The sequence below is a fragment of the Pseudomonas sp. GW823-FHT04A03 genome (assembly GCF_058796615.1).
On sequence record NZ_JBXAIV010000006.1, the window covers coordinates 323,540 to 346,965 of the forward strand.

2 protein-coding genes (1 of these 2 cut by a window edge) are annotated in these 23,426 nt (G+C 64.3%); both read left to right on the forward strand.

Going from position 1 to position 23,426, the window contains the following annotated elements; translation table 11 throughout:
* Positions 1–16,269, forward strand: a complete 16,269-nt coding sequence (locus AC1Q9F_RS18060; protein ID WP_492620534.1) for an amino acid adenylation domain-containing protein — start codon at positions 1–3, stop codon at positions 16,267–16,269.
* Positions 16,266–23,426, forward strand: partial view of an amino acid adenylation domain-containing protein gene (locus tag AC1Q9F_RS18065; protein ID WP_492620535.1) — the 5' end (the start) only. Its footprint extends 7,488 nt past the window's final position; only the first 7,161 of its 14,649 coding nucleotides appear in the window; it begins with the start codon at positions 16,266–16,268; the stop codon falls past the right edge of the window. The genes AC1Q9F_RS18060 and AC1Q9F_RS18065 overlap by 4 nt, the downstream gene beginning before the upstream one ends.

Consider the following 23,426-nt stretch of genomic DNA (forward strand, 5'->3'; position numbering starts at 1 on the left):
ATGCAATTTCGCGAGCTGATGGCTGTTATTTCCACCCATGCGATCCGCCTTCAACAGGACGATGAAGACCTGGTCATTCTGGGCAACGACGACGCGCTGGACGACGCGTTGTGGGACAGCCTCGCCAAGCACAAGGCGCAGTTGCTGGAGATGGTGGCGAGCCACGGCGGCGACTGGTCGAGCCCGGCGCTGCGCATCACCCCGGACATGCTGCCGCTGGTGCAACTGGATCAGCCGGCCATCGACCGCATTGTCGCCACCGTGCCGGGTGGCGTGGCGAATGTGCAGGACATTTATCCGCTGGCGCCGCTGCAGGAAGGCATGCTGTATCTGCACCTCGCGGCCGGCGAAGGCGATCTGTATGTGCAACAGGCGCAATTCACCTTCGACAATCACCAGCGCCTCGACGCGTTTGCCCAGGCGTTGCAATGGGTGATCGACCGTCACGACATTCTGCGTACCTCGTTTGTCTGGGAGCGCCTGGACGAGCCGGTGCAAGTGGTCTGGCGCCAGGCGCCACTGGTCTGCGAAGAGGTGCAGCTCGACACCTCCACGGATGTGTTCAGTCAGTTGCAGGCGCGCTTTGATGCCCGTCATTTGCGCCTCGATCTGCAACAGGCGCCGCTGCTGCGTCTGGTGTACGCACGGGATCCGGCGCAGGGACGGATCGTCGCGCTGCTGCTGTTCCATCACATGATCATCGACCACGTGGCGCTGGACGTGGTGCGCCGGGAAATCCAGGCCTGGCTGCAAGGGCAGACCGAGCTGGTGGCGCCGGCGGTGCCGTTTCGCAATCACCTGGCGCGGGCGCGTATGGCGCTCGATGAAGAGGCCCACGAAGCGTTCTTCCGCGAGATGCTCGGCGATATCGACGAGCCGACGTTGCCGTGGGGCTTGCAGGATGTTCAGGGCGGCGGACAGGACTTCGAAGACGCGCAGCTGACGCTCAGCGACGTACTGAACCTGCGACTGCGCACGCAAGCGCGGCAACTCGGCGTTAGCGTGGCGAGCCTGATGCACCTGGCGCTGGCGCGGGTGTTGGGCCAGTTGTCCGGGCGCACCTCGGTGGTGTTCGGCACGGTGTTGCTGGGGCGGATGGAGGCGGGCGACGGCGGCGAGCAGGCGCTGGGCATGTTCATCAACACCTTGCCGTTGCGGGTCGATGTCGGTGCGCAAAGCGTCTACGACGGCGTGCTCGCCACGCACCGTCGGCTGAGCGCCTTGCTCGCCCATGAACAGGCGTCGCTGGCGCTGGCCCAGCGTTGCAGCGCGTTGAGTGCGCAGACGCCGTTGTTCAGCGCCATGCTCAATTACCGTCACAGTGCTGTCGGTGACGTTGCCGAGGTGATCGAACTGGCCCCCGGCGTCCAGGTCTTGAGTGGCAAGGAACCAACCAACTATCCACTGACCCTGAGCGTCGATGATCTGGGCAGTGGTTTCCGGTTGTCCGCCATTGCCCCGAGCGGCATCGGTGCCGAACGGGTTTGCGGTTACGTGGAAACTGCGCTCAGCGCCTTGCTCGATGCCTTGAAGCAGTCGCCCGCGACGCTGATCAACCAGTTGCCGATTTTGCCGGCGCACGAGCGTCAGCAATTGCTGGTGGGCTTCAATGACAGCCGCGTCGATCTCGATCTGGAGCAGACCATTCACCGTCTGTTCGAGGCTCAGGTCGAGCGCACGCCGCAGGCCATCGCGTTGCAGTCCGGCGCGCAGTCACTGACGTATGTTGAACTCAATGTGCGGGCCAATCGCCTGGCTCACCGATTGCGCGAGTTGGGTGTCGGGCCGGATACGCCGGTGGCGATCTGCGTCGAGCGTGGACCTGAACTGGTGATCGGCCTGCTGGGCATTCTCAAGGCCGGCGGCGCTTATGTGCCGCTGGATCCCGCCTACCCGGCGGAACGCCTGAACTACATGCTCAAGGACAGCGCGCCGATGGCGCTGCTGGCGCACGCCGCGACCCGGGCGATGTTCGAAGCGAGCGGCGTGCCGCTGCTCGATTTCGATCAGGACCATTGGCAGGGCTATCCCGAGCACAATCCTCAGGTGCCGGGCCTGAACGCTTCGAACCTGGCCTACGTGATCTACACCTCCGGCTCCACCGGCACGCCGAAAGGGGTGATGGTCGAGCACCGGGGTCTGAGTAATCTGCTTCATTGGAGCTCGCAGGTTTGCCCGCCCGTGGCGGACGGCGCCCTGTTGCAGAAAACCCCTTACAGTTTCGACGCCTCGGTCTGGGAGCTGTTCTGGCCGCTGACGGCCGGCCTGCGTCTGGTGCTGGCGCGCCCCGATGCGCACTTCGAACCGGCGTATCTGACGCAAGTGGTGCGCGAGCAGCGCATCAGCGTGATCCAGTTCGTCCCGGCGTTGCTGCAACAGTTCCTCGACGTGGAAGACGTCAGCCAATGCATCAGCCTCACGGATGTTTTTTGTGGTGGCGGCGAGTTGACGCCAGAGCTGGCCCGCCAGGTGCGCGAGCGTCTGCCGCAGGTTCGCTTGCACAACGTCTACGGCCCGACCGAAACCACCGTCGACTGCACGGTGTGGACGCTGGAGCCATCGATGCCGGTGCCAGAGGCGCTGTTGCCCATCGGCCGGCCAGTCAGCAACACCCGTTTGTATATTCTCGATGAACAACTGCAACCACTGCCGCTGGGCGTGGCCGGTGAGCTGTACATCGGCGGGGTGCAAGTGGCGCGGGGTTATTTGAACCTTGCGTCGCTCACCGCCGAACGCTTCCTCGACGATCCGTTCAGCGATCAGCCGAACGCGCGGCTGTACGGCACGGGTGACCTTTGCCGCTACCGGGCCGACGGCAACCTTGAATACCTCGGTCGCAATGACGATCAGGTAAAGATTCGCGGCTTGCGTATCGAACTCGGGGAAATCCAGGCGCGGCTGATTCAACTCGACACCGTGCTCACGGCCGAAGTGCTGGTGCGCGAAGACGTGGCCGGCGATCCTCGGCTGGTGGCGTACTACACCGGTGAACCGCTGGAGATCGGCGAACTGCGCAGCCATCTGCTGGAGCAGTTGCCGGATTACATGGTGCCAACGGCGTTCGTCCATCTCGACGCCATGCCCCTGAGCCCCAACGGCAAGCTCGATCGCAAGGCCTTGCCGGCACCGGATCAAAGCGGCCATTTGCTGCGCGGGTATGAGGCGCCGGTCGGTGATGTGGAATGTCGCATTGCCGGGATCTGGCAGACACTGCTGAACGTCGAGCAGGTCGGGCGCCATGACAATTTCTTCGAACTGGGCGGTCACTCCTTGCTAGCGGTGAAACTGGTCGAGCGCATGCGCCAGCAGGAATTGAGCTGCGATGTGCGGGTCCTGTTCGGCCGGCCAACCGTGGCAGAACTGGCGGCAAGCCTGGGCGCGTCGTCCGGCGTTCAAGTGCCGGTCAATCGCATCAGTCCTGACTGCCAACAGATCACACCAGACATGCTGCCCCTGGCCTCACTGGATCAGGCCGGCATCGATCGGGTGGTGGAAAGCGTCCCCGGTGGCGTCGCCAATGTGCAGGACATCTATCCGCTGGCGCCGTTGCAGGCGGGGATTCTGTATCACCACATGGCGGCAACGGCGGGCGATCCTTACGTGTTGCAGGCGCAATTCGTGTTTGACGGGATCAAGTCGATCAAGGCCTTTGTGCGCGCCGTCAACGTGGTGATCGCGCGCCACGACATCCTGCGTTCCAGCGTGGTCTGGGAAGGCCTCGAAGAACCGGTGCAAGTGGTCTGGCGTGCGGCGCCGCTGGCGCTTGAACGAGTAGATCACCAGGCACTGGAAGGCGACGTGCTGCAACAGATGCAGGCGCGTTTCGACCCGCGTCACTACCGTCTGAATCTGGGCCGCGCACCGATGATGCGCTTTGCCTACACCGAGGATCCGCAGCAACAACGCTGGGTCGGCATCCTGCTGATGCACCACCTGATGCTTGATCACACCGCGCTGGAAGTGTTGGTCAGCGAGATGAACAGCGTGCTGCACGGCCACGCCGCCGAACTGGCGACCCCGGTGCAGTATCGCAACTACGTCGCACAGGCTCGGCTTGGCGCGGATGTCGAAGCACACGAAGGATTTTTCCGCGACATGCTCGGCGACATCGACGAGCCGACTCTGGCGTTCGGCGTGCAGGACGTGCACGGCGACGGCAGCGCGGTGGTCGATAGCCAACTCACCCTGGACACCGCACTGGCCTTGCGTCTGCGCGAACAGGCGCGGCGGCTCGGCATCAGCGTGGCAAGTCTGGCGCACCAGGCCTGGGCTCAGGTGCTGGCGCAGATCAGCGGCCGGGACGAGGTGGTGTTCGGCACGGTGCTGCTGGGCCGGATGCAGGGCGGCGAGGGCGCTGACCGGGCGTTGGGCCTGTTCATCAACACCTTGCCGCTGCGGGTCAGCGTGACCGCCACGGCGGTGCGCGACAGCGTGCTCGCCACCCATGAACGGCTGGCGCAATTGCTCGCGCATGAGCAAGCGTCACTGGCGCTGGCCCAACGATGCAGCGGGGTTTCCGGTTCGCTGCCGCTGTTCGGCACGTTGCTCAACTATCGCCACAGCGCACCGCAGGCTGCCGGCTTGACTCTGGACGGCATTGAATTGCTCAGATCCCGCGAGCGCAGCAACTATCCGCTGGTAGTCAGCGTCGATGACCTTGGCGAAGGTTTGCGTCTGAGTGTGCAAGCGGTGCCGGGCATCGATGGCGCGCGAATTTGCGAGTACATCAATATTGCCTTCGACAGTCTGGTGCAGGCGCTGGAGCAGACGCCGCAACTGGGTGTGGATCAGTTGTCGATTTTGCCGCCGGATGAGCGTCGGGAGTTGCTGGTCGGGTTCAATGCTACCCAGCGGGATTATCCGTCGGGTTCGACGGTTCATGGTCTGTTTGAACAACAAGTGAAACTGCATCCGCAAGCGGTGGCGGCGGTGCATGGCAACGTGGCGTTGACCTATGACGAGCTGAATCAACGGGCCAACCGACTGGCCCACTTTCTGATCGGGCAGTGCGTGCAACCGGGTGATCATGTGGCGATTCTGCTGCCGCGTTCGCTGGATCTGCTGGTCGCGCAACTGGCCATCGGCAAGTGCGCGGCGGCTTATGTGCCGCTGGATATCAACGCGCCGGCCGAGCGACAGGCGTTCATGGTTGAGGACAGCTCGGCGAAAGCGCTGTTGACCTTGAGCACTGAAACGGTTGATTACGCGGTGCGCCGGATTGATCTGGAGACGCTTCATCTTGACGCGCAACCGACGCGTAACCCGGACTTGCCGCAGTCTTCCGAATCCGTGGCCTACATCATGTACACCTCCGGTTCCACCGGCAGGCCGAAGGGTGTGATGGTGCCGCACCGGGCGATTGGTCGACTGGTGATCAGCAACGGTTACGCCGATTTCAATGCGCAGGATCGCGTGGCTTTTGCCTCCAACCCGGCGTTCGATGCCAGCACGATGGACGTCTGGGGGCCGCTGCTGAACGGCGGGCGAGTGGTGGTCATCGACCATGCGACTTTGCTTCATCCGCACGCATTCGGACAGGCGTTGGCGGCTTCGGGCGTCACGATCCTGTTCGTCACCACCGCGCTGTTCAACCAGTACGTGCAACTGATTCCCGAGGCGCTGAAGGGCTTGCGCATCGTGCTGTGCGGCGGTGAGCGTGCCGATCCGGCCGCCTTCCGCCGCTTGCTCGCCGAGGCGCCGGACCTGCGCATCGTCCACTGCTACGGCCCGACCGAAACCACCACCTACGCCACAACCTTCGAAGTGCGCGAAGTGGCAGAAACCGCCGACAGCGTGCCAATCGGCGGCCCGATCTCCAACACCCAGGTCTACGTGCTCGACGCCCGTCAGCAACCCGTACCGATGGGCGTGACCGGCGAGCTGTACATCGGCGGGCAAGGCGTGGCGCTGGGCTATTTGAATCGCCCGGAGCTGACCGCCGAGAAATTCCTGCAAGACCCGTTCGGCGATCAGCCGGGAGCGCTGCTGTACCGCACCGGCGACCTCGCGCGCTGGCTCGCACCGGGCCAACTGGAATGCATCGGCCGTAACGACGATCAGGTGAAAATCCGCGGCTTCCGCATCGAACTCGGCGAAATCGAAAATCGTCTGCTGAACTGCGAAGGGGTCAAGGAAGCCATCGTACTGGCCCGTCAGGACGGCCAGGAACCGTTGCGCCTCGTGGCGTATTTCACCGCCGAAGAGGGCGTGGACAGCGCCAGCCTGCGCGAACAATTGCAAGCGCGCCTGCCGGAATACATGGTGCCCTCGGCCTGGGTGCAGCTCAACGCCTTGCCGCTGAACAACAACGGCAAGGTCGACCGCAAAGCCTTGCCGCTGCCGGACCCGAGCGCCTGGCTCAGCCGCGAATACGAAGCCCCGCAAGGCCCGGTGGAAACCGCGCTAGCGCAGATCTGGGCCGATGTCCTGAAGCTGGAAAAGGTCGGTCGCCACGACAACTTCTTCGAACTGGGCGGCCATTCGCTGCTGGCGGTGAGCCTGATCGAGCGCCTGCGCCGGATCGGCCTGAGCACCGACGTGCGTGTGCTCTTCAGTCAACCAACCCTGGCCGCATTGGCAGCAGCGGTGGGCAGCGGTCGCGAAATCGAAGTGCCCGCCAACCGCATTCCTGCTGATTGCACCCACATCACCCCGGACCTGCTGAGTCTGACCGAGCTGGATCAGGCCAGCATCGACCGGATCGTCGCCACCGTGCCGGGCGGCGCTGCCAACGTGCAGGAAATCTATCCGCTGGCGCCGTTGCAGGAAGGCATCCTTTATCACCACTTGAGCGCGGAGCAGGGCGACCCGTACCTGCTGCAATCGCGGCTGGCCTTCGACAGCGTCGAGCGCTTGCGCACCTTCACTGACACCTTGCAGCAGGTCGTCGCACGCCACGACATCCTGCGCACCAGCGTTGTCCACGAAGGTCTGGCGAACCCTCATCAAGTGGTGTGGCGTCATGCCGAACTGGTGGTGCAGCACGTAACGCTGGACCCGGCGCAGGGCGACATCCTCGAGCAGTTGCACGAGCGTTTCGATGCCCGTCACTACCGCCTCGACATCAGCCAGGCGCCGCTGCTGCGCATGGTGTATGCCGAAGATCCGAAGCAGCAGCGCGTGGTGGCGATCCTGCTGTCCCATCACCTGATCCTCGATCACACCGCGCTGGAAGTGATCGTCGAGGAAATGCGCGGTGTGATGTTCGGTGAGGTCGAAAACCTTTCCGTGCCGATCCCTTATCGAAACTACGTGGCCCAGGCACGCCTGGGGCTCAGCGAGCAGGAACACGAAGCGTTCTTCCGCGAAATGCTCGGCGACATCGACGAGCCGACCCTGCCACTCGGTCTGCGGGACGTGCAGGGCGACGGTCACGGCGTCGAGGAAGCGCTGCAACCGGTGGCCGCGGAGCTCAATGGGCGCTTGCGTGAACAGGCGCGGCAACTGGGCGTGAGCGCGGCCAGCCTGGTGCACCTGGCCTGGGCGCAAGTGCTGGGCGTGCTGTCGAACCGTCGCGATGTAGTGTTCGGCACCGTGATGATGGGGCGGATGCAAGGGGGCGATGGTGCCGACCGGGCGCTGGGGGTGTTCATCAACACCTTGCCGCTGCGCATCGATATTGGCGCCCGCGCGCGGGAAGGAGTCAAGGCGACCCACGCACGGCTGACCGCGTTGCTCGGGCATGAACATGCTTCGCTGGCACTGGCCCAGCGTTGCAGTGGTGTCGCCGCGTCGTCGCCGCTGTTCAGTGCCTTGTTCAACTACCGTCACAGCGCTCCTGCGCAGTCGTCGCAGAACGGGCAGGGCATCTGGGAGGGCGTGCAGAAACTCGGCGGTGAAGAGCGCACCAACTACCCGCTGACCCTGAGCGTGGACGATTTGGGCGAAGGCTTTGCCTTGTCGGTTCTGGCGGTCAGCCAGATCGGCGCGCAACGGATTTGCAGTTACATGCACACAGCTCTGGAGCAACTGGTGCAGGCGCTGGAGCAAACACCGCAAAAACCACTGAACCGTTTACCGATCCTTTCGACTGCGGAGCTGGAGCGTCTGGTCGACGGCTTCAATCCACCGGTCACGGCCTATCCCCGTGGCGCGACGATTCACGCACTGGTCGAGGTTCAGGCCGAGCGCAACCCGAATGCCCTCGCGGTGATTCAAGGTGCGCAACAGCTGACCTACGGGCAGCTCAATCAGCTTGCCAACCGACTGGCCCATCACCTGATCGGCCTCGGCGTGCAACCGGACGACCGCGTCGCGCTCTGCGTGCGTCGTGGCCCGCAGATGCTGGTCGGGTTGCTGGCGATTCTCAAGGCCGGCGCTGGTTATGTGCCGGTGGACCCGGCGCATCCGGCGGAGCGCATCGCCTACCTGTTGCAGGACAGCGATCCGGTGGCCGTACTCGCACAGGCCTCGACCCGGGATCTGCTGGGCATGATGCCGGTGATCGATCTGGACAGTGACGCCTGGCAACACTTGCCCGACAGCAACCCGAAACTGCCTTACCTGACCCCGGCGCACCTGGCGTATGTGATCTACACCTCGGGCTCCACCGGCGAGCCGAAAGGCGTGATGGTCGAGCATGCGACTTTGGAAAACCTCGTGCACTGGCACGCTGAAGCCTTCGACCTGCGCGCTGGCAGCCACACCGCCAGCGTGGCCGGTTTCGGTTTTGATGCGATGGCCTGGGAAGTCTGGCCGGCGCTGTGCGTCGGCGCGACGTTGCACCTGCCGCCGGAATCGGTGAGCAACGAGCATCTCGACGAACTGCTCGACTGGTGGCAGGCGCAGCCGTTGCAAGTCAGTTTTCTGCCGACTCCAGTGGCCGAATATGCGTTCAGCCGCGAATTGCAACATCCGACTCTGCGCACCTTGCTGATCGGTGGTGACAAGCTGCGCCAATTCAAACGCGAACAGACTTTCGCGGTGATCAACAACTATGGCCCGACCGAAGCCACAGTGGTCGCGACGTCCGGCCCGGTCGAAGTCGGTCAGCCGCTGCACATTGGCCGGCCGATGGCCAACGCCCGAATCTATCTGCTCGATGACCAGCAGCGTCCTGTGCCCGTGGGTGTGACGGGCGAGTTGTACGTCGCCGGCGCTGGCGTGGCCCGGGGTTATCTGAACCGTCCCGATCTGACCGCCGAACGCTTTCTCACCGACCCGTTCAGCGACCAGCCGCAGGCGCGGATGTACCGCACCGGCGACCTCGCACGCTGGTTGGCAGACGGCAACATCGAATATCTGGGCCGCAACGACGATCAGGTGAAACTGCGTGGCGTGCGGGTTGAACTGGGAGAAATCGAAGCGGCGCTGGCCAGTCATCCGGCGGTGCAGGACGCAGTGGCGCTGGTACGCGACGGGCAGTTGCTGGTGTGGTTCACCGAGCGTGCGCCTGCCGATATCGAAGCCCTGCGCAATCATCTGCAAACGCTTCTGCCGCAAGCCCTGATCCCGGCGGCTTACGTGCGACTCGACGCCTTGCCGCTGACCGCCAACGGCAAACTCGACCGCAAGGCCTTGCCGGAACCGGATCAGAACGCATGGCTCAGCCGCGAATACGAAGCACCGCAAAGCCCGGTGGAAGCTGCGCTGGCGCAGATCTGGGCCGATGTCCTGAAGCTGGAAAAAGTTGGTCGCCACGACAACTTCTTCGAACTGGGCGGCCATTCGCTGCTGGCCGTGAGCCTGATCGAACGCTTGCGCCAGATCGGCCTGAACACCGACGTGCGCGTGCTGTTCAGCCAGCCAACACTGGCTGCACTGGCCGCGGCGGTGGGCAGCGGTCGCGAAATCGAAGTGCCGGCCAACCGCATTCCTGCTGATTGCGCCCATATCACCCCGGACCTGCTGAGCCTGACCGAACTGGATCAGCCGAGCATCGACCGGATCGTTGCCACGGTGCCCGGCGGCGCCGCCAACGTGCAGGACATTTATCCGCTGGCGCCGTTGCAGGAAGGCATTCTTTACCACCACTTGAGCGCGGAGCAGGGCGATCCGTACCTGCTGCAATCGCGGCTGGCCTTCGATAGCGTCGAGCGTGTGGAAGCGTTCGCGGCAGCGCTGCGCCAGGTCATTTCCCGTCACGACATCCTGCGCACGGCGGTTATCTGGCAGGAACTGGCCGAGCCGATGCAAGTGGTCTGGCGTCAGGTCGAGCTGCCGGTGCAGGAGATCGTGCTCGATCCGGCGGATGGCGACGTCCTCGAGCAGTTGCACGAGCGTTTCGATGCCCGTCACTACCGCCTCGACATCAGTCAGGCGCCGTTGCTGCGTCTGGTGTATGCCCGTGATCCGGCTCACGATCGGGTGGTTGCGATGTTGCTGTTCCACCATGTGGTGCTCGATCACACCGCGCTGGACGTGGTGCAGCACGAAATGCTCGCCTGCCTGCAAGGGCATGAAGCTTCGCTGGGTGCCGCCGTGCCTTACCGCAACTACGTGGCGCAGGCGCGGCTGGGTGTCAGCGAGCAGGAGCACGAAGCGTTCTTCCGCGACATGCTCGGCGACATCGACGAGCCGACCCTGGCGTTCGGTTTGCAGGATGTGCAAGGTGACGGTAGCGATATCGAGGAAACGCGACAGGCCCTGACCCAAGTGACCGGTCAGCGTCTGCGCAGCCTCGCGCGACAACTGGGCATCAGCGTGGCCAGCCTGTTCCACCTCGCGTGGGCGCAGGTGCTGGCGGCGACGTCCGGGCAGGAGCGGGTGGTGTTCGGTACGGTGCTGATGGGCCGGATGCAGGGCGGCGAGGGTGCCGACCGGGCGTTGGGGATGTTCATCAACACCTTGCCGCTGCGGGTCGATCTCGGTGAAACCTCGGTGCGTGAAGGGGCTCGGGCGACGCATGCGCGTCTGAGTGTTTTGCTCGGTCATGAACACGCTTCACTGGCGCTGGCCCAGCGTTGCAGTGGTGTGGCTGCGCCGTCGCCGCTGTTCAGTTCGATGCTCAACTACCGGCACAGCGCCGACGAGGCGCAACAGCACAGCGTGCGTCAGGCCTGGCAAGGCATCGAGACCCTGAGCAGCGAAGAACGCACCAACTATCCATTGAGCCTGGGTGTCGATGATCTGGGCAGCGGTTTTGTGCTCACTGCCATGACCCCGGCGAGCATCGGTTCGCAGCGGATCTGCGACTACATGCAGACCGCACTGGAGGCACTGGCGGATGCTCTGGAGCAGGCACCGGATCAGCCGCTGAACCGCTTGCCGATCCTTGAAGGCGCAGAGCGTCAGCAGGTTCTGTACGACCTTAACGTCACCGGCACCGCAGACCATCTGGAGCAAACCGTTCACGGGCTGTTCGAGGCACAGGTACAACGCACGCCGCAAGCCGTTGCGTTGCAGGCCGGTGAGCAGCGGCTGACTTACGCCGAACTCAACGCACAGGCCAACCGTCTGGCCCATCACCTGCGCGAACTGGGCGTGGGGCCGGATTCGCGGGTGGCGATCTGTGTCGAGCGCGGGCTGGAGCTGATGGTCGGTCTGCTCGGCATCCTCAAGGCGGGCGGTGCCTATGTGCCGCTGGACCCGGCGTATCCGGCGGAACGTCTGGATTACATGCTCAAGGACAGCGCGCCGATAGCGGTGCTGGTTCATGGGGCGACGCGTGAGTTGCTGGGCGAGAGCACTGCACTGGTGATCGATCTGGACCAGGATCACTGGACATTCAATCCGGAGGACAACCCGCAAGTACCGAACCTGAACGCTTCGAACCTGGCCTACGTGATCTACACCTCCGGTTCGACCGGTGCGCCGAAAGGCGTGATGGTCGAGCATCGCGGCGTCGGCAATTTGCTGCACTGGAGTTCGCAACTGTGTCCCGCCGTGATGGACGGCGCCCTGTTGCAGAAAACCCCGTTCAGTTTCGATGCCTCGGTCTGGGAGCTGTTCTGGCCGTTGAGCGCCGGTTTGCGGCTGGTGCTGGCGCGTCCTGACGGACACCGCGAGCCGGCGTATCTGGCGCAGGTGATTCGCGAACAACGGATCAGCGTGATCCAGTTCGTGCCGGTGCTGTTGCAACAGTTCCTCGAACAGAACGATGTCAGCCAGTGCAGCAGTCTCACCGATGTGTTCTGTGGCGGCGGCGACCTGACGCCGGCGCTGGCTCGTCTTGTGCGCGAGCGTTTGCCGCAAGTGCGCTTGCACAACGTTTACGGCCCGACCGAAGCCACGGTCGACAGCACGGTGTGGACGCTGGAACCGTCGATGCCGGTGCCGGACAGCGCGTTGCCGATCGGACGGCCGATCAACAACACCCGCGTGTACATACTCGACGCTGCCGAACGGCCGGTGCCGATGGGCGTCATCGGTCAGTTGTTCATTGGCGGTGCCGGGGTTGCGCGTGGCTATCTGGGTCTGCCGCAGTTGATGGCCGAACGGTTTATCCCGAGCCCGTTCGTGGAGGGTGACCGTTTGTACGCCACGGGCGACCTGGTGCGCTACCGCGCCGATGGTCAGCTCGAATTCATCGGGCGCAACGACTTCCAGGTCAAGCTGCGTGGCCTGCGTCTGGAGCCGGGTGAAATCGAAGCACAGCTGCTGAGCCATCCGGCGCTGCGCGAAGCTGTGGTGCTGGTGCGTGAGGAACGTCTGGTGGCGTACTTCACCTGGCACGCCGAAGTAGGGAAGCCGGGAATCGAGGCGTTGCGCGAACATTTGCTCGCACGCTTGCCGGACTACATGGTGCCGTCGGCATTCGTCGCGCTCGACAGCCTGCCGCTGAGCCCCAACGGCAAGGTGGATCGCAAGGCGCTGCCGGCCCCCGGTGCCGAATCGGTGCTGGTGCGTGAATACGAGCCTCCCGTCGGCGAGACCGAAATCGCCCTGGCCCGGTTGTGGGCCGAGGTGCTGAAAGTCGAGCGTGTCGGACGTCACGATCACTTCTTCGAACTGGGCGGGCACTCGCTGCTGGCGGTGAGCCTGATTGAACGCATGCGTCAGATCGGCCTGAGCACCGATGTGCGCGTGCTATTCAGTCAGCCGACCCTGGCCGCACTGGCCGCCGCCGTGGGCAGCGGGCGGGAAATCGAGGTGCCGGCCAATCGCATCGCGGCTGGTTGCACACGCATTACCCCGGACATGCTGACGCTGGTGTCGCTGGATCAGGCCGCCATCGAGCGCGTCGTGTCCAGCGTGCCGGGCGGTGCAGCCAACGTGCAGGATATCTATCCGCTGGCGCCGTTGCAGGAAGGCATTCTTTACCACCACTTGAGCGCGGGAGAGGGCGATCCCTACCTGCTGCAATCGCGGCTGGCGTTTGACAGTCTTGAACGTCTGCAGCGTTTCAGCGCAGCGTTGCAACACGTCATCGACCGCCATGACGTGCTGCGTACGGGTGTGGTGTGGGAAGGTTTGAGCGTGCCGGTGCAGGTCGTGTGGCGTAAGGCTGAACTGGTGGTGCAGGAGGTCGTGTTGGATCCTGCGGCCGGCGACATCCTTGAACAGTTGCATGCCCGGTTCGATGCCCGGCATTACCGCCTCGATATCGCCCAGGCACCGTTGCTGCGTCTGGTGTATGCCCGCGATCCGGCCCGTGGCCGGGTGGTGGCGATGCTGCTGTTCCATCACATCGTGCTCGACCACACCGCGCTGGAAGTGGTGCGCCACGAAATGCAGGGGTACTTGCGCGGTGCCGATGAGCCGTTGCCGGCGGCGGTGCCGTATCGCAATTACGTGGCGCAGGCGCGGCTGGGCGTCACCGAGCAGGAGCATGAAGCGTTTTTCCGCGACATGCTCGGCGACATCGACGAGCCGACCCTGCCGTTCAGCCTGCGCGATGTGCGCGGCGACGGACGCGGCATCGAGGAAGTGCAGCAGGTACTCGACAGCGGCCTGAACCTGCGCCTGCGCAGTCAGGCGCGGCAGATGGGCATCAGCGTGGCCAGCCTGTTCCACCTTGCCTGGGCCCAGGTACTGGCAGCGACCTCTGGGCAGGACAACGTGGTGTTCGGCACGGTGCTGATGGGCCGGATGCAGGGCGGCCAGGGCGCCGACCGTGCGCTGGGCATGTTCATCAACACCTTGCCGTTGCGGGTCGATTTGGGCGAGACCCCGGTGCGCGAAGCGGTCAAGGCGACGCATCAGCGTCTCACTGCGTTGCTGGGGCACGAACACGCTTCGCTGGCACTGGCCCAGCGTTGCAGCGGGATCGCGGCGCCGTCGCCGTTGTTCAGCGCGATGCTCAACTATCGACACAGCCACGGCGCAGAGCATGCGGACAGCGTGGTTCAGGCCTGGCAAGGCATCGAGACCCTGAGCAGTGAAGAGCGCACCAACTACCCGCTGAGCCTGAACGTTGATGACCTGGGCAACGGTTTCTCGCTGATTGCCATGGTGCCGGCGGACATCGGCGCACAGCGGATTTGCGGTTACATGCAAACGGCGTTGATGGCGTTGGTGGAGGCGCTGGAGCAGGCGCCGACGCAGGCGATGAATCGCTTGCCGATTCTTGAGAGAGCAGAGCGGCGGCGGCTGTTGTTCGACTTCAATGCGACCGATGTTGGTTATGACCTTCAGCAAAGCATCCATGGTTTGTTTGAGGCGCAGGTGTTGCGGTCGCCGCAGGCTGTGGCGGTGCTCTCAGGCGAACAGCGACTGAGTTATGCCGAGCTGAACGCTCGGGCCAACCGTTTGGCGCATCACTTGCGCGGTTTGGGTGTTGGCCCGGATGCGCGGGTGGCGATCTGTGTCGAGCGCGGGCTGGAGATGGTGGTCGGGTTGCTGGCCATTTTGAAGGCTGGCGGTGGTTATGTGCCGCTGGATCCGGCGTATCCGCTGGAGCGTCTGGCGTACATGCTGGAGGACAGCGCACCGTCGGCGGTGTTGGTGCAGGGTTCGACTCGCGGGTTGTTGGGTGAGGTCGCGGTGCCGGTGGTCGATCTGGATCACGACACCTGGCAATCGTTGTCGGCCGATAACCCTTCGGTCGATGGATTGACTCCGCAACACACGGCCTACGTGATCTACACCTCCGGCTCTACCGGTCAACCGAAAGGCGTGATCAACGAGCACAGCGGGGTGGTCAACCGCTTGCTGTGGATGCAGGACGCTTATCGCCTGACGGCTGAAGATTCAGTGCTGCAAAAGACGCCGTTCAGCTTCGACGTTTCGGTCTGGGAATTCTTCTGGCCATTGATGACTGGCGCCCGACTGGTGATGGCTCGTCCGGGCGGGCACAAGGATCCGCTGTACCTGAGTGAAGTGATCGAGCGCGAACGCATCACCACGCTGCACTTCGTGCCGTCGATGCTCGACGTATTCCTTGCCCACGGCGACACCAGCCGTTGCAACGGTTTGCGTCAGGTGATGTGCAGCGGTGAAGCGTTGCCGGGCAGTCTGGTGCGGCGCTTCAAGCAGCAATTGCCGAACAGTGGTTTGCATAACCTATACGGCCCGACCGAAGCGGCAGTGGACGTTACGGCCTGGGATTGCGCCGGGCCAATCGACACCACCCCGGACAACACGCCGATTGGCAAACCAATCGCCAACACCCGCATGTACATCCTCGATGCCCAGCAGCAACCGGTGCCACAAGGCGTGGTCGGCGAGCTGTACATCGGCGGCGTGCAAGTGGCGCGCGGTTATCTGAATCGCCCAGAGCTGAGCGCCGAGCGTTTCCTCAACGATCCGTTCCAGCCCAACGGCCGGATGTACCGCACCGGCGACGTCGCCCGCTATCTGACCGACGGCAACATCGAATACCTCGGCCGCAACGACGATCAGGTGAAGATCCGTGGCCTGCGTATCGAGCTGGGTGAAATCCAGTCCCGCCTGACCGACATCGGTGGCGTGCAGGAAGCGGCGGTGCTGGCCCGCGAGGACGTGCCGGGAGACAAACGCCTGGTCGCCTATTACACCGGCGCCCGACTGGAAATCGACGTGCTGCGCGGTCACCTGCTGGAACATTTGCCGGATTACATGGTGCCGGCGGTGTTCATGCACCTCGATGCTTTGCCGCTCAGTCCGAACGGCAAGCTCGACCGCAAGGCCTTGCCCGCACCGGATCTGGCCTCGGTCATCACCCGCGAATACGAAGCCCCGGTCGGGGAGGTGGAAATTCTCCTCGCAGGCCTCTGGGCCGAACTGCTCAACGTGGAACGGGTAGGGCGGCACGACAACTTTTTTGAACTGGGCGGGCACTCATTGCTGGCGGTCAGTCTGATCGGCCGGTTACGTCAGGAAGGCATGGAAGCCGAAGTCAGGGCGTTGTTCGAACAACCGACCCTGGCCGGTTACGCCGCAATTACGGAAAGAATGGAGATCGTCCTGTGAACGTGATCGAACTGTTGGCAACACTCAAGGCTAAAGATATCCAGTTGGCGGTCACCGACGACCAGTTGCGCGTACAGGGCAACAAACAGGCGCTGAGCGATCCGGCGGTGCTGGCGCTGTTGCGCGAGCACAAGCCGGCGCTGATCGAACTGATCAAGGCCGGGCAATATTCAGCGACCAAGAGCGGTCAGGTCGACGTGCCGGCCAATGGCATTGCCCCGGGAACCACGCGCATCACCCCGGCGATGCTGCCCCTGGCCGAACTCGATCAAACAACCATCGACCGCCTGGTTGCCGACGTGCCGGGCGGTGCGGCCAATGTGCAGGACATCTACCCGCTGGCGCCGTTGCAGGAAGGCATTCTTTACCACCACGTCAGCGCCACGCAGGGCGATCCTTACGTGATGCAGGCGCATTTCGCCTTTGCCGATCGCGGGCGTTTGAACGCTTTCGTTCAGGCTTTGCAGGCCGTGATCGATCGCCACGACATCCTCCGTACGGCGGTGGTCTGGGAGGGGCTGGATACGCCGCAGCAAGTAGTCTGGCGTCACGCCGAATTGCCGGTGGAAGAGATCGATGCCGAAGGCGATGCGCTGGCGTACTTGCACGAGCGTTTCGATGCCCGGGAATTCCGCATGGACGTGGGCCGGGCGCCGATGATGCGTCTGGCCCATGCCTGGGACGAAGCCGGGCAACGAGTCGTCGCGACGCTGCTGTTCCATCACATGGCGCTGGATCACTCGGCGCTCGATGTGGTGCGCCATGAGATGCGCGCGTTCCTCATGGGGCAGGGTGATCTGCTGGGCCGGCCGGTCGCGTTTCGTGACTACGTGGCGCAGGCGCGGCTGGGTGTCAGCGAAACCGAGCACGAGGCGTTCTTCCGCGACATGCTCGGTGATATCGACGAGCCGACCTTGCCGTTTGGTTTGCAGGATGTGCAGGGCGACGGGCACGGCATCACCGAGTTGAGCGTGCCGGTGGAGTCAGCATTGGGCCAACGCCTGCGGGGGCAGGCGCGGCAGCTCGGTGTGAGCGCGGCCAGTCTGTTCCACCTGGCCTGGGCGCAGGTGCTGGCCACGCTTGCCGGCAAGCAACGAGTGGTGTTCGGCACAGTGTTGATGGGCCGTCTGCAAGGTGCCGAAGCGACTGACCGGGCGCTGGGCATCTTCATCAACACCTTGCCGGTGCGGGTCGATGTCGACACCCAGAGCGTACGCAGCACCGTGCAGGCGACCCACGCGCGCCTGACCACGTTGATGCGCCATGAACACGCGCCGCTGGCGCTGGCCCAGCGTTGCAGCAGCGTGGCCGCACCGACGCCGCTGTTCAGCGCTTTGCTCAATTATCGTCACAGCCATGGCGCCGGGTCGGCCAGCGCACAAACCCTGTCGGCGTGGGAAGGCATCACCACCCTGCACTCGGAAGAACGCACCAATTATCCGCTGACCCTGAGTATCGATGACCTGGGCGACGCCTTCAGCCTGACCTTGCTCGCCACCACTGAGGTCGATCCGCAGCGGGTGTGCGATTACATGCTCGGTGCCCTGAACGGTCTGGTGTCCGCGCTGGAACAGGCGCCGGATTCGCCGATCAGTCAGGTGCCGATCCTGCCGGACGCGGAGCGCGAGCAGATCCTGCGCGGCTTCAATGCGACCCAGGCCGACTATCCGCAAGGGCTGACGATTCACCAACGTTTCGAGGCGCAAGTCATCGAACGACCGGAAGCGGTGGCGGCGGTGTTCCTCGGTGAACAGGTCACCTACGCCGAACTGAACTTGCACGCCAATGCCCTGGCCCATCACCTGATCAGCCTGGGCGTTCGCCCTGATGATCGCGTGGCCATCGTCGCCCGCCGAGGGCTGGATACGCTGGCCGGACTGCTGGCGATTCTCAAGGCCGGCGCCGGTTACGTGCCGGTCGACCCGGCGCATCCGGCCGAACGCCTGAGCTACCTGCTCAGCGACAGCGCCCCGGTGGTGGTGCTGACCCAGAGCGATCTGCGCGATCGGTTGCCGACGCTGGACGTCCCGGTGATTGACCTCGACCGCCGCACCTGGCCACTGAGCCTGGCCCTCGACCCACAGGTGCCGGGGCTGACCAACGAGCATCTGGCCTACGTGATCTACACCTCGGGCTCGACCGGTCTGCCCAAGGGCGTGATGGTCGAACACCGCACCCTGTCCAACCTTGTCGACTGGCACTGTGGCGCGTTCGACCTGTGCGCCGGTCGCCACACTTCAAGCCTTGCCGGCTTCGGCTTCGATGCCATGGCCTGGGAAGTCTGGCCGGCCCTGTGCGTCGGCGCGACCCTGCACCTGGCCCCGACCCGCGACGGCAACGAAGACATCGACGCCTTGCTCGACTGGTGGCGTGCGCAACCGCTGGACGTGAGCTTCCTGTCGACCCCGGTCGCCGAATACGCCTTCAGTCAGAATCTCGAACACCCGACCTTGCGCACGCTGCTGATCGGCGGGGATCGCCTGCGGCAGTTCAGCCGTCACCAGCATTTCGATGTGATCAACAACTACGGCCCGACCGAAGCCACGGTGGTGGCGACCTCGGGCAAGGTCGACGCCGGACAGGCGCTGCATATCGGTCGGCCAGTGAGCAATGCCACGGTGTATCTGCTGGATGAACAGCAATGTCCGGTGCCCATCGGGGTGGCGGGGGAGTTGTATGTCGGTGGCGCCGGGGTTGCCCGGGGTTATCTGAACCGTCCCGAGCTGACGGCCGAACGGTTTCTCGACGATCCGTTCAACAGCGGGCGCATGTACCGCACGGGTGACCTCGCACGTTGGCAAAGCGACGGCACTCTCGAATACCTGGGACGCAACGACGATCAGGTGAAGATTCGCGGCGTGCGCATCGAGCTGGGCGAGATTGAAACCCGTCTCAACCAGCTCCCCGGTATTCAGGAAGCGGTATTGCTGGCCCGTGAAGACGAACCCGGCCAGCCGCGTCTCGTTGCCTATTACACCGAACAGGCCCAGGTCGAACCGCAACCGGTGGCTGAGCTGCGCGCGTGCCTGTTGGCGCAATTGCCCGAGTACATGGTGCCGGCGGCGTTCGTGCGACTGGATGCGTTGCCGCTGACCGCCAACGGCAAGGTCGACCGCAAGGCCTTGCCGGCGCCGGATCGCGCGGCGCTGTTCACTCGCGAGTACGAAGCACCGCAAGGCGAACTGGAAACCGCGCTGGCGCAGATCTGGGGCGAAGTGCTGCAGGTCGAGCGGGTCGGGCGCCGGGACCATTTCTTCGAACTGGGTGGCCACTCGCTGCTGGCGATGCGCATGGTGTCCCAGGTTCGCCAACGCCTGGGCGTCGAGCTGGCCCTCAGTGAGCTGTTCGCCAATGCCGAACTGGCGGCGGTCGCCGAGGTGCTGGCCCAGGCCGGGCGCAGCTCGCAACCGGCGATTGTCCCAGTGCCTCGCGACGGTGCGCTGCCGCTGTCGTTCGCCCAGCAACGGCTGTGGTTTCTGGCGCGGATGGAAGGGGTCAACACCGCCTACAACATTCCGCTGGGCCTGCGCCTGCGTGGTCCTCTCGACGAGTCGGCGTTGCAACAGGCATTGGCGCGGATCGTCGAGCGTCACGAAACCCTGCGCAGCCGTTTTGTCCCGCACAACGATGACGTGCAGGTGACGATCGCGGCGCTCGACGACGCGGTACTGCTGCGGGTCGAAGATCTGCGTCAGCATCCACGCGCCGACGAAGCCTTGCAGGCGTTGATCCGTGAACAGGCCTCGACCCCGTTCGATTTGCAGAACGATCCGTTGATTCGCGGGCGTCTTGTCCGGCTGGCCGACGATCACCATGTGCTGCTGTTGACCCTGCACCACATCATCTCCGATGGCTGGTCGATGGGCGTGCTGACCCGTGAACTGATGGCGCTGTATCAGGCGTTCAGCCATGGCCAGGCCGATCCGCTGCCGCCGCTGGCGCTGCAATACGCCGATTACGCGATCTGGCAACGCCGCTGGTTGAGCGGCGAAGTGCTGCAACGGCAGAGCGATTACTGGCAGCAGAATCTGGCCGGGGCCCCGACCTTGCTGGTGCTGCCGACCGATCGTCCGCGTCCGGCGCAACAGGATTACACCGGCGCCAGCGTCGAGTTCCGGCTGGACGAGCCACTGAGCGCCGGGCTCAAGACGCTGAGCCAGCGCCATGGCGTGACGATGTACATGACGATGGTGAGCGCCTGGGCGCTGTTGCTCGGTCGCTTGTCCGGCCAGTCGGACGTGGTGATCGGCTCGCCGATTGCCAACCGTGGCCGGGCGGAAATCGAAGGGCTGATCGGGTTGTTCATCAACACCTTGGCGCTGCGGATCGACACGTCAGGCGAGCTCAGCGTCGAGGCGCTGCTGGCGCGGGTCAAGGCGTGCACGCTTGAGGCGCAGGCCCATCAAGACCTGCCCTTCGAACAAGTGGTGGAAGTCACCCGGCCGGCGCGCAGCCTGTCCCACAGCCCGTTGTTCCAGAACACCTTGAGCTGGGAGAACAGCGTCGGACCGGCGCTGGAGCTGGGTGAACTAGCGCTGGAAAGCGTGGCCGGCCCGACCCGTTTCGCCAAGTTCGACCTGTCGCTGACCCTCGGCGAAACCCGGGAGGGCATTCGCGGCGTGCTGGAATACGCCACGGCGTTGTTCGATGAGTCGACCATCCAGCGTTACTCCGGCTACTTCGAGCAGTTGCTGCGCGCGATGGTTGCCAACGATCAGGCGGCGCTGGAACAGCTCGACATGGTTCAGGCTCACGAACGCGAGCAGTTGCTGGTTGCGTTCAACGACACGCACGCGAAGTTTGTGTCGGGGCTGACCATTGCGCAGCGATTCGAAGCGCAAGTGATCGAGCGACCCGAAGCGGTTGCGGCGGTCTGCCAGGGGCAGGCGTTAACCTTTGCCGAACTGAACCGGCAGGCCAACACCTTGGCTCATCACCTGATCGCACTGGGCGTTCGCCCTGATGATCGCGTGGCCATCGTTGCCCGGCGCGGGCTGGATACGCTGGTCGGGCTGGTGGCCATTCTCAAGGCTGGCGCCGGTTATGTGCCGGTGGATCCGGCGCACCCGGCGGAGCGTTTGCACTATCTGCTGAGCGACAGCGCGCCAGTGGCGGTGCTGTGCCTGAGTGATCTGCGTGAACGCCTGCCGGCGCTGAACGTCCCGGTGATCGACCTCGATTTGCAGGCCTGGCCGGACTCCGAGACCGGTAATCCGCAGGTGCCGGGCATGACCAGCGAACACCTGGCCTACGTCATCTACACCTCGGGCTCCACCGGTTTGCCCAAGGGCGTGATGGTCGAACATCACACCCTGAGCAACCTCGTCGACTGGCATTGCAAAGCATTCGATCTGTGCGCCGGTCGCCACACATCGAGCCTTGCCGGTTTCGGCTTCGACGCCATGGCCTGGGAAGTCTGGCCGGCCCTGTGTGCCGGCGCGACCCTGCACTTGGCGCCGGCCCGCGATGGCAGCGAAGACGTGGATGCGCTGCTCGACTGGTGGTGCGCGCAGCCGCTGGACGTGAGCTTCCTGCCGACACCGGTGGCCGAATACGCCTTCAGCCAGAACCTCGAACACCCGACCATGCGCACGCTGCTGATCGGCGGCGATCGCTTGCGTCAGTTCAACCGTCAGCAGTCGTTCGATGTGGTCAACAACTATGGCCCGACCGAGGCTACGGTGGTTGCCACCTCGGGCATCGTCGAAGCGGGGCAGGCGCTGCACATCGGCAAACCGATCGCCAACGCGGCGGTGTACCTGCTCGATGAGCAGCTGCGTCCGGTGCCGATCGGCGTGGCCGGGGAGCTTTATGTCGGCGGTGCCGGTGTGGCCCGGGGTTACCTGAATCGTGCGGATCTGACTGAAGAACGTTTCGTAAACGATCCGTTCAATCATGGGCGCATGTACCGCACTGGCGACCTCGCTCGCTGGCGCGCCGACGGTTCCATCGAGTACCTGGGGCGTAACGACGATCAGGTGAAGATCCGTGGCGTACGTGTCGAACTCGGCGAAATCGAAACCCGACTGAACCAGCTACTTGGTATTCAGGAAGCAGTGCTGGTGGCCCGTGAGGACGAACCCGGCCAGGTGCGGCTGGTGGCGTATTTCACCGAACAGCCACAGGTCGAACCGCTGGCCGTGGCGGACCTGCGGGCGCACTTACTGAGCCAGTTGCCGGAATACATGGTGCCGGCGGCGTTCGTCAGACTCGACGCGCTGCCGCTGACCGCCAACGGCAAGGTCGACCGCAAGGCTCTGCCGGTGCCGGATCGCAGCGCCTTGTTCACCCGCGACTATCAGGCGCCGCAAGGTGAACTGGAAACCACCCTGGCGCAGATCTGGGCCGAAGTGCTGCAAGTCGAGCAGGTCGGGCGTCAGGATCACTTTTTCGAACTGGGCGGCCACTCGTTGCTGGCGATGCGCATGCTGTCTCAGGTACGTCAGCGGCTGGGGGTGGAGTTGACCCTCGCCGAGCTGTTCGCCAACGCCGAACTCGCCGCTGTGGCCGAGGTACTGGCCGAGGCCGGACGCTGCACGCAACCGGCGATCAGGCCGGCGCCACGCGAGGGCGCGTTGCCGTTGTCGTTCGCCCAGCAACGCTTGTGGTTCATGTCCCAGCTGGAAGGCGCCAACACCGCTTACAACATTCCGCTCGGCCTGCGCCTGCGTGGTCGCCTCGATGAAGCGGCCCTGCAACGGGCACTGGCGCGAATCGTTGAGCGTCACGAAACCCTGCGCAGCCGTTTTGCCCAGTTCAACGAGGAAGCCCAGGTGCTGATCGCGCCGCTCGACAGCGGTGTGCTGTTGCGGGTCGAAGACTTGCGCCAGCACCCGCAGGCCGACGAAGCCTTGCAGGCGCTGATTCAGGGCGAAGCCTCGGGGCCGTTCGATTTGCAGGACGATCCGCTGATTCGCGGGCGTCTGGTGCGACTCGCCGATGAGCATCATGTGCTGTTGCTGACCCTGCACCACATCGTCTCCGATGGCTGGTCGATGGGTGTGCTGACCCGCGAATTGATGGCGCTGTATCAGGCGTTCAGCCATGGCGCGGCCGATCCGCTGCCGCCGCTGGCGTTGCAGTACACCGACTACGCCGTGTGGCAGCGCCGCTGGCTGAGCGGCGAAGTCTTGCAGCGTCAGAGCGATTACTGGCAG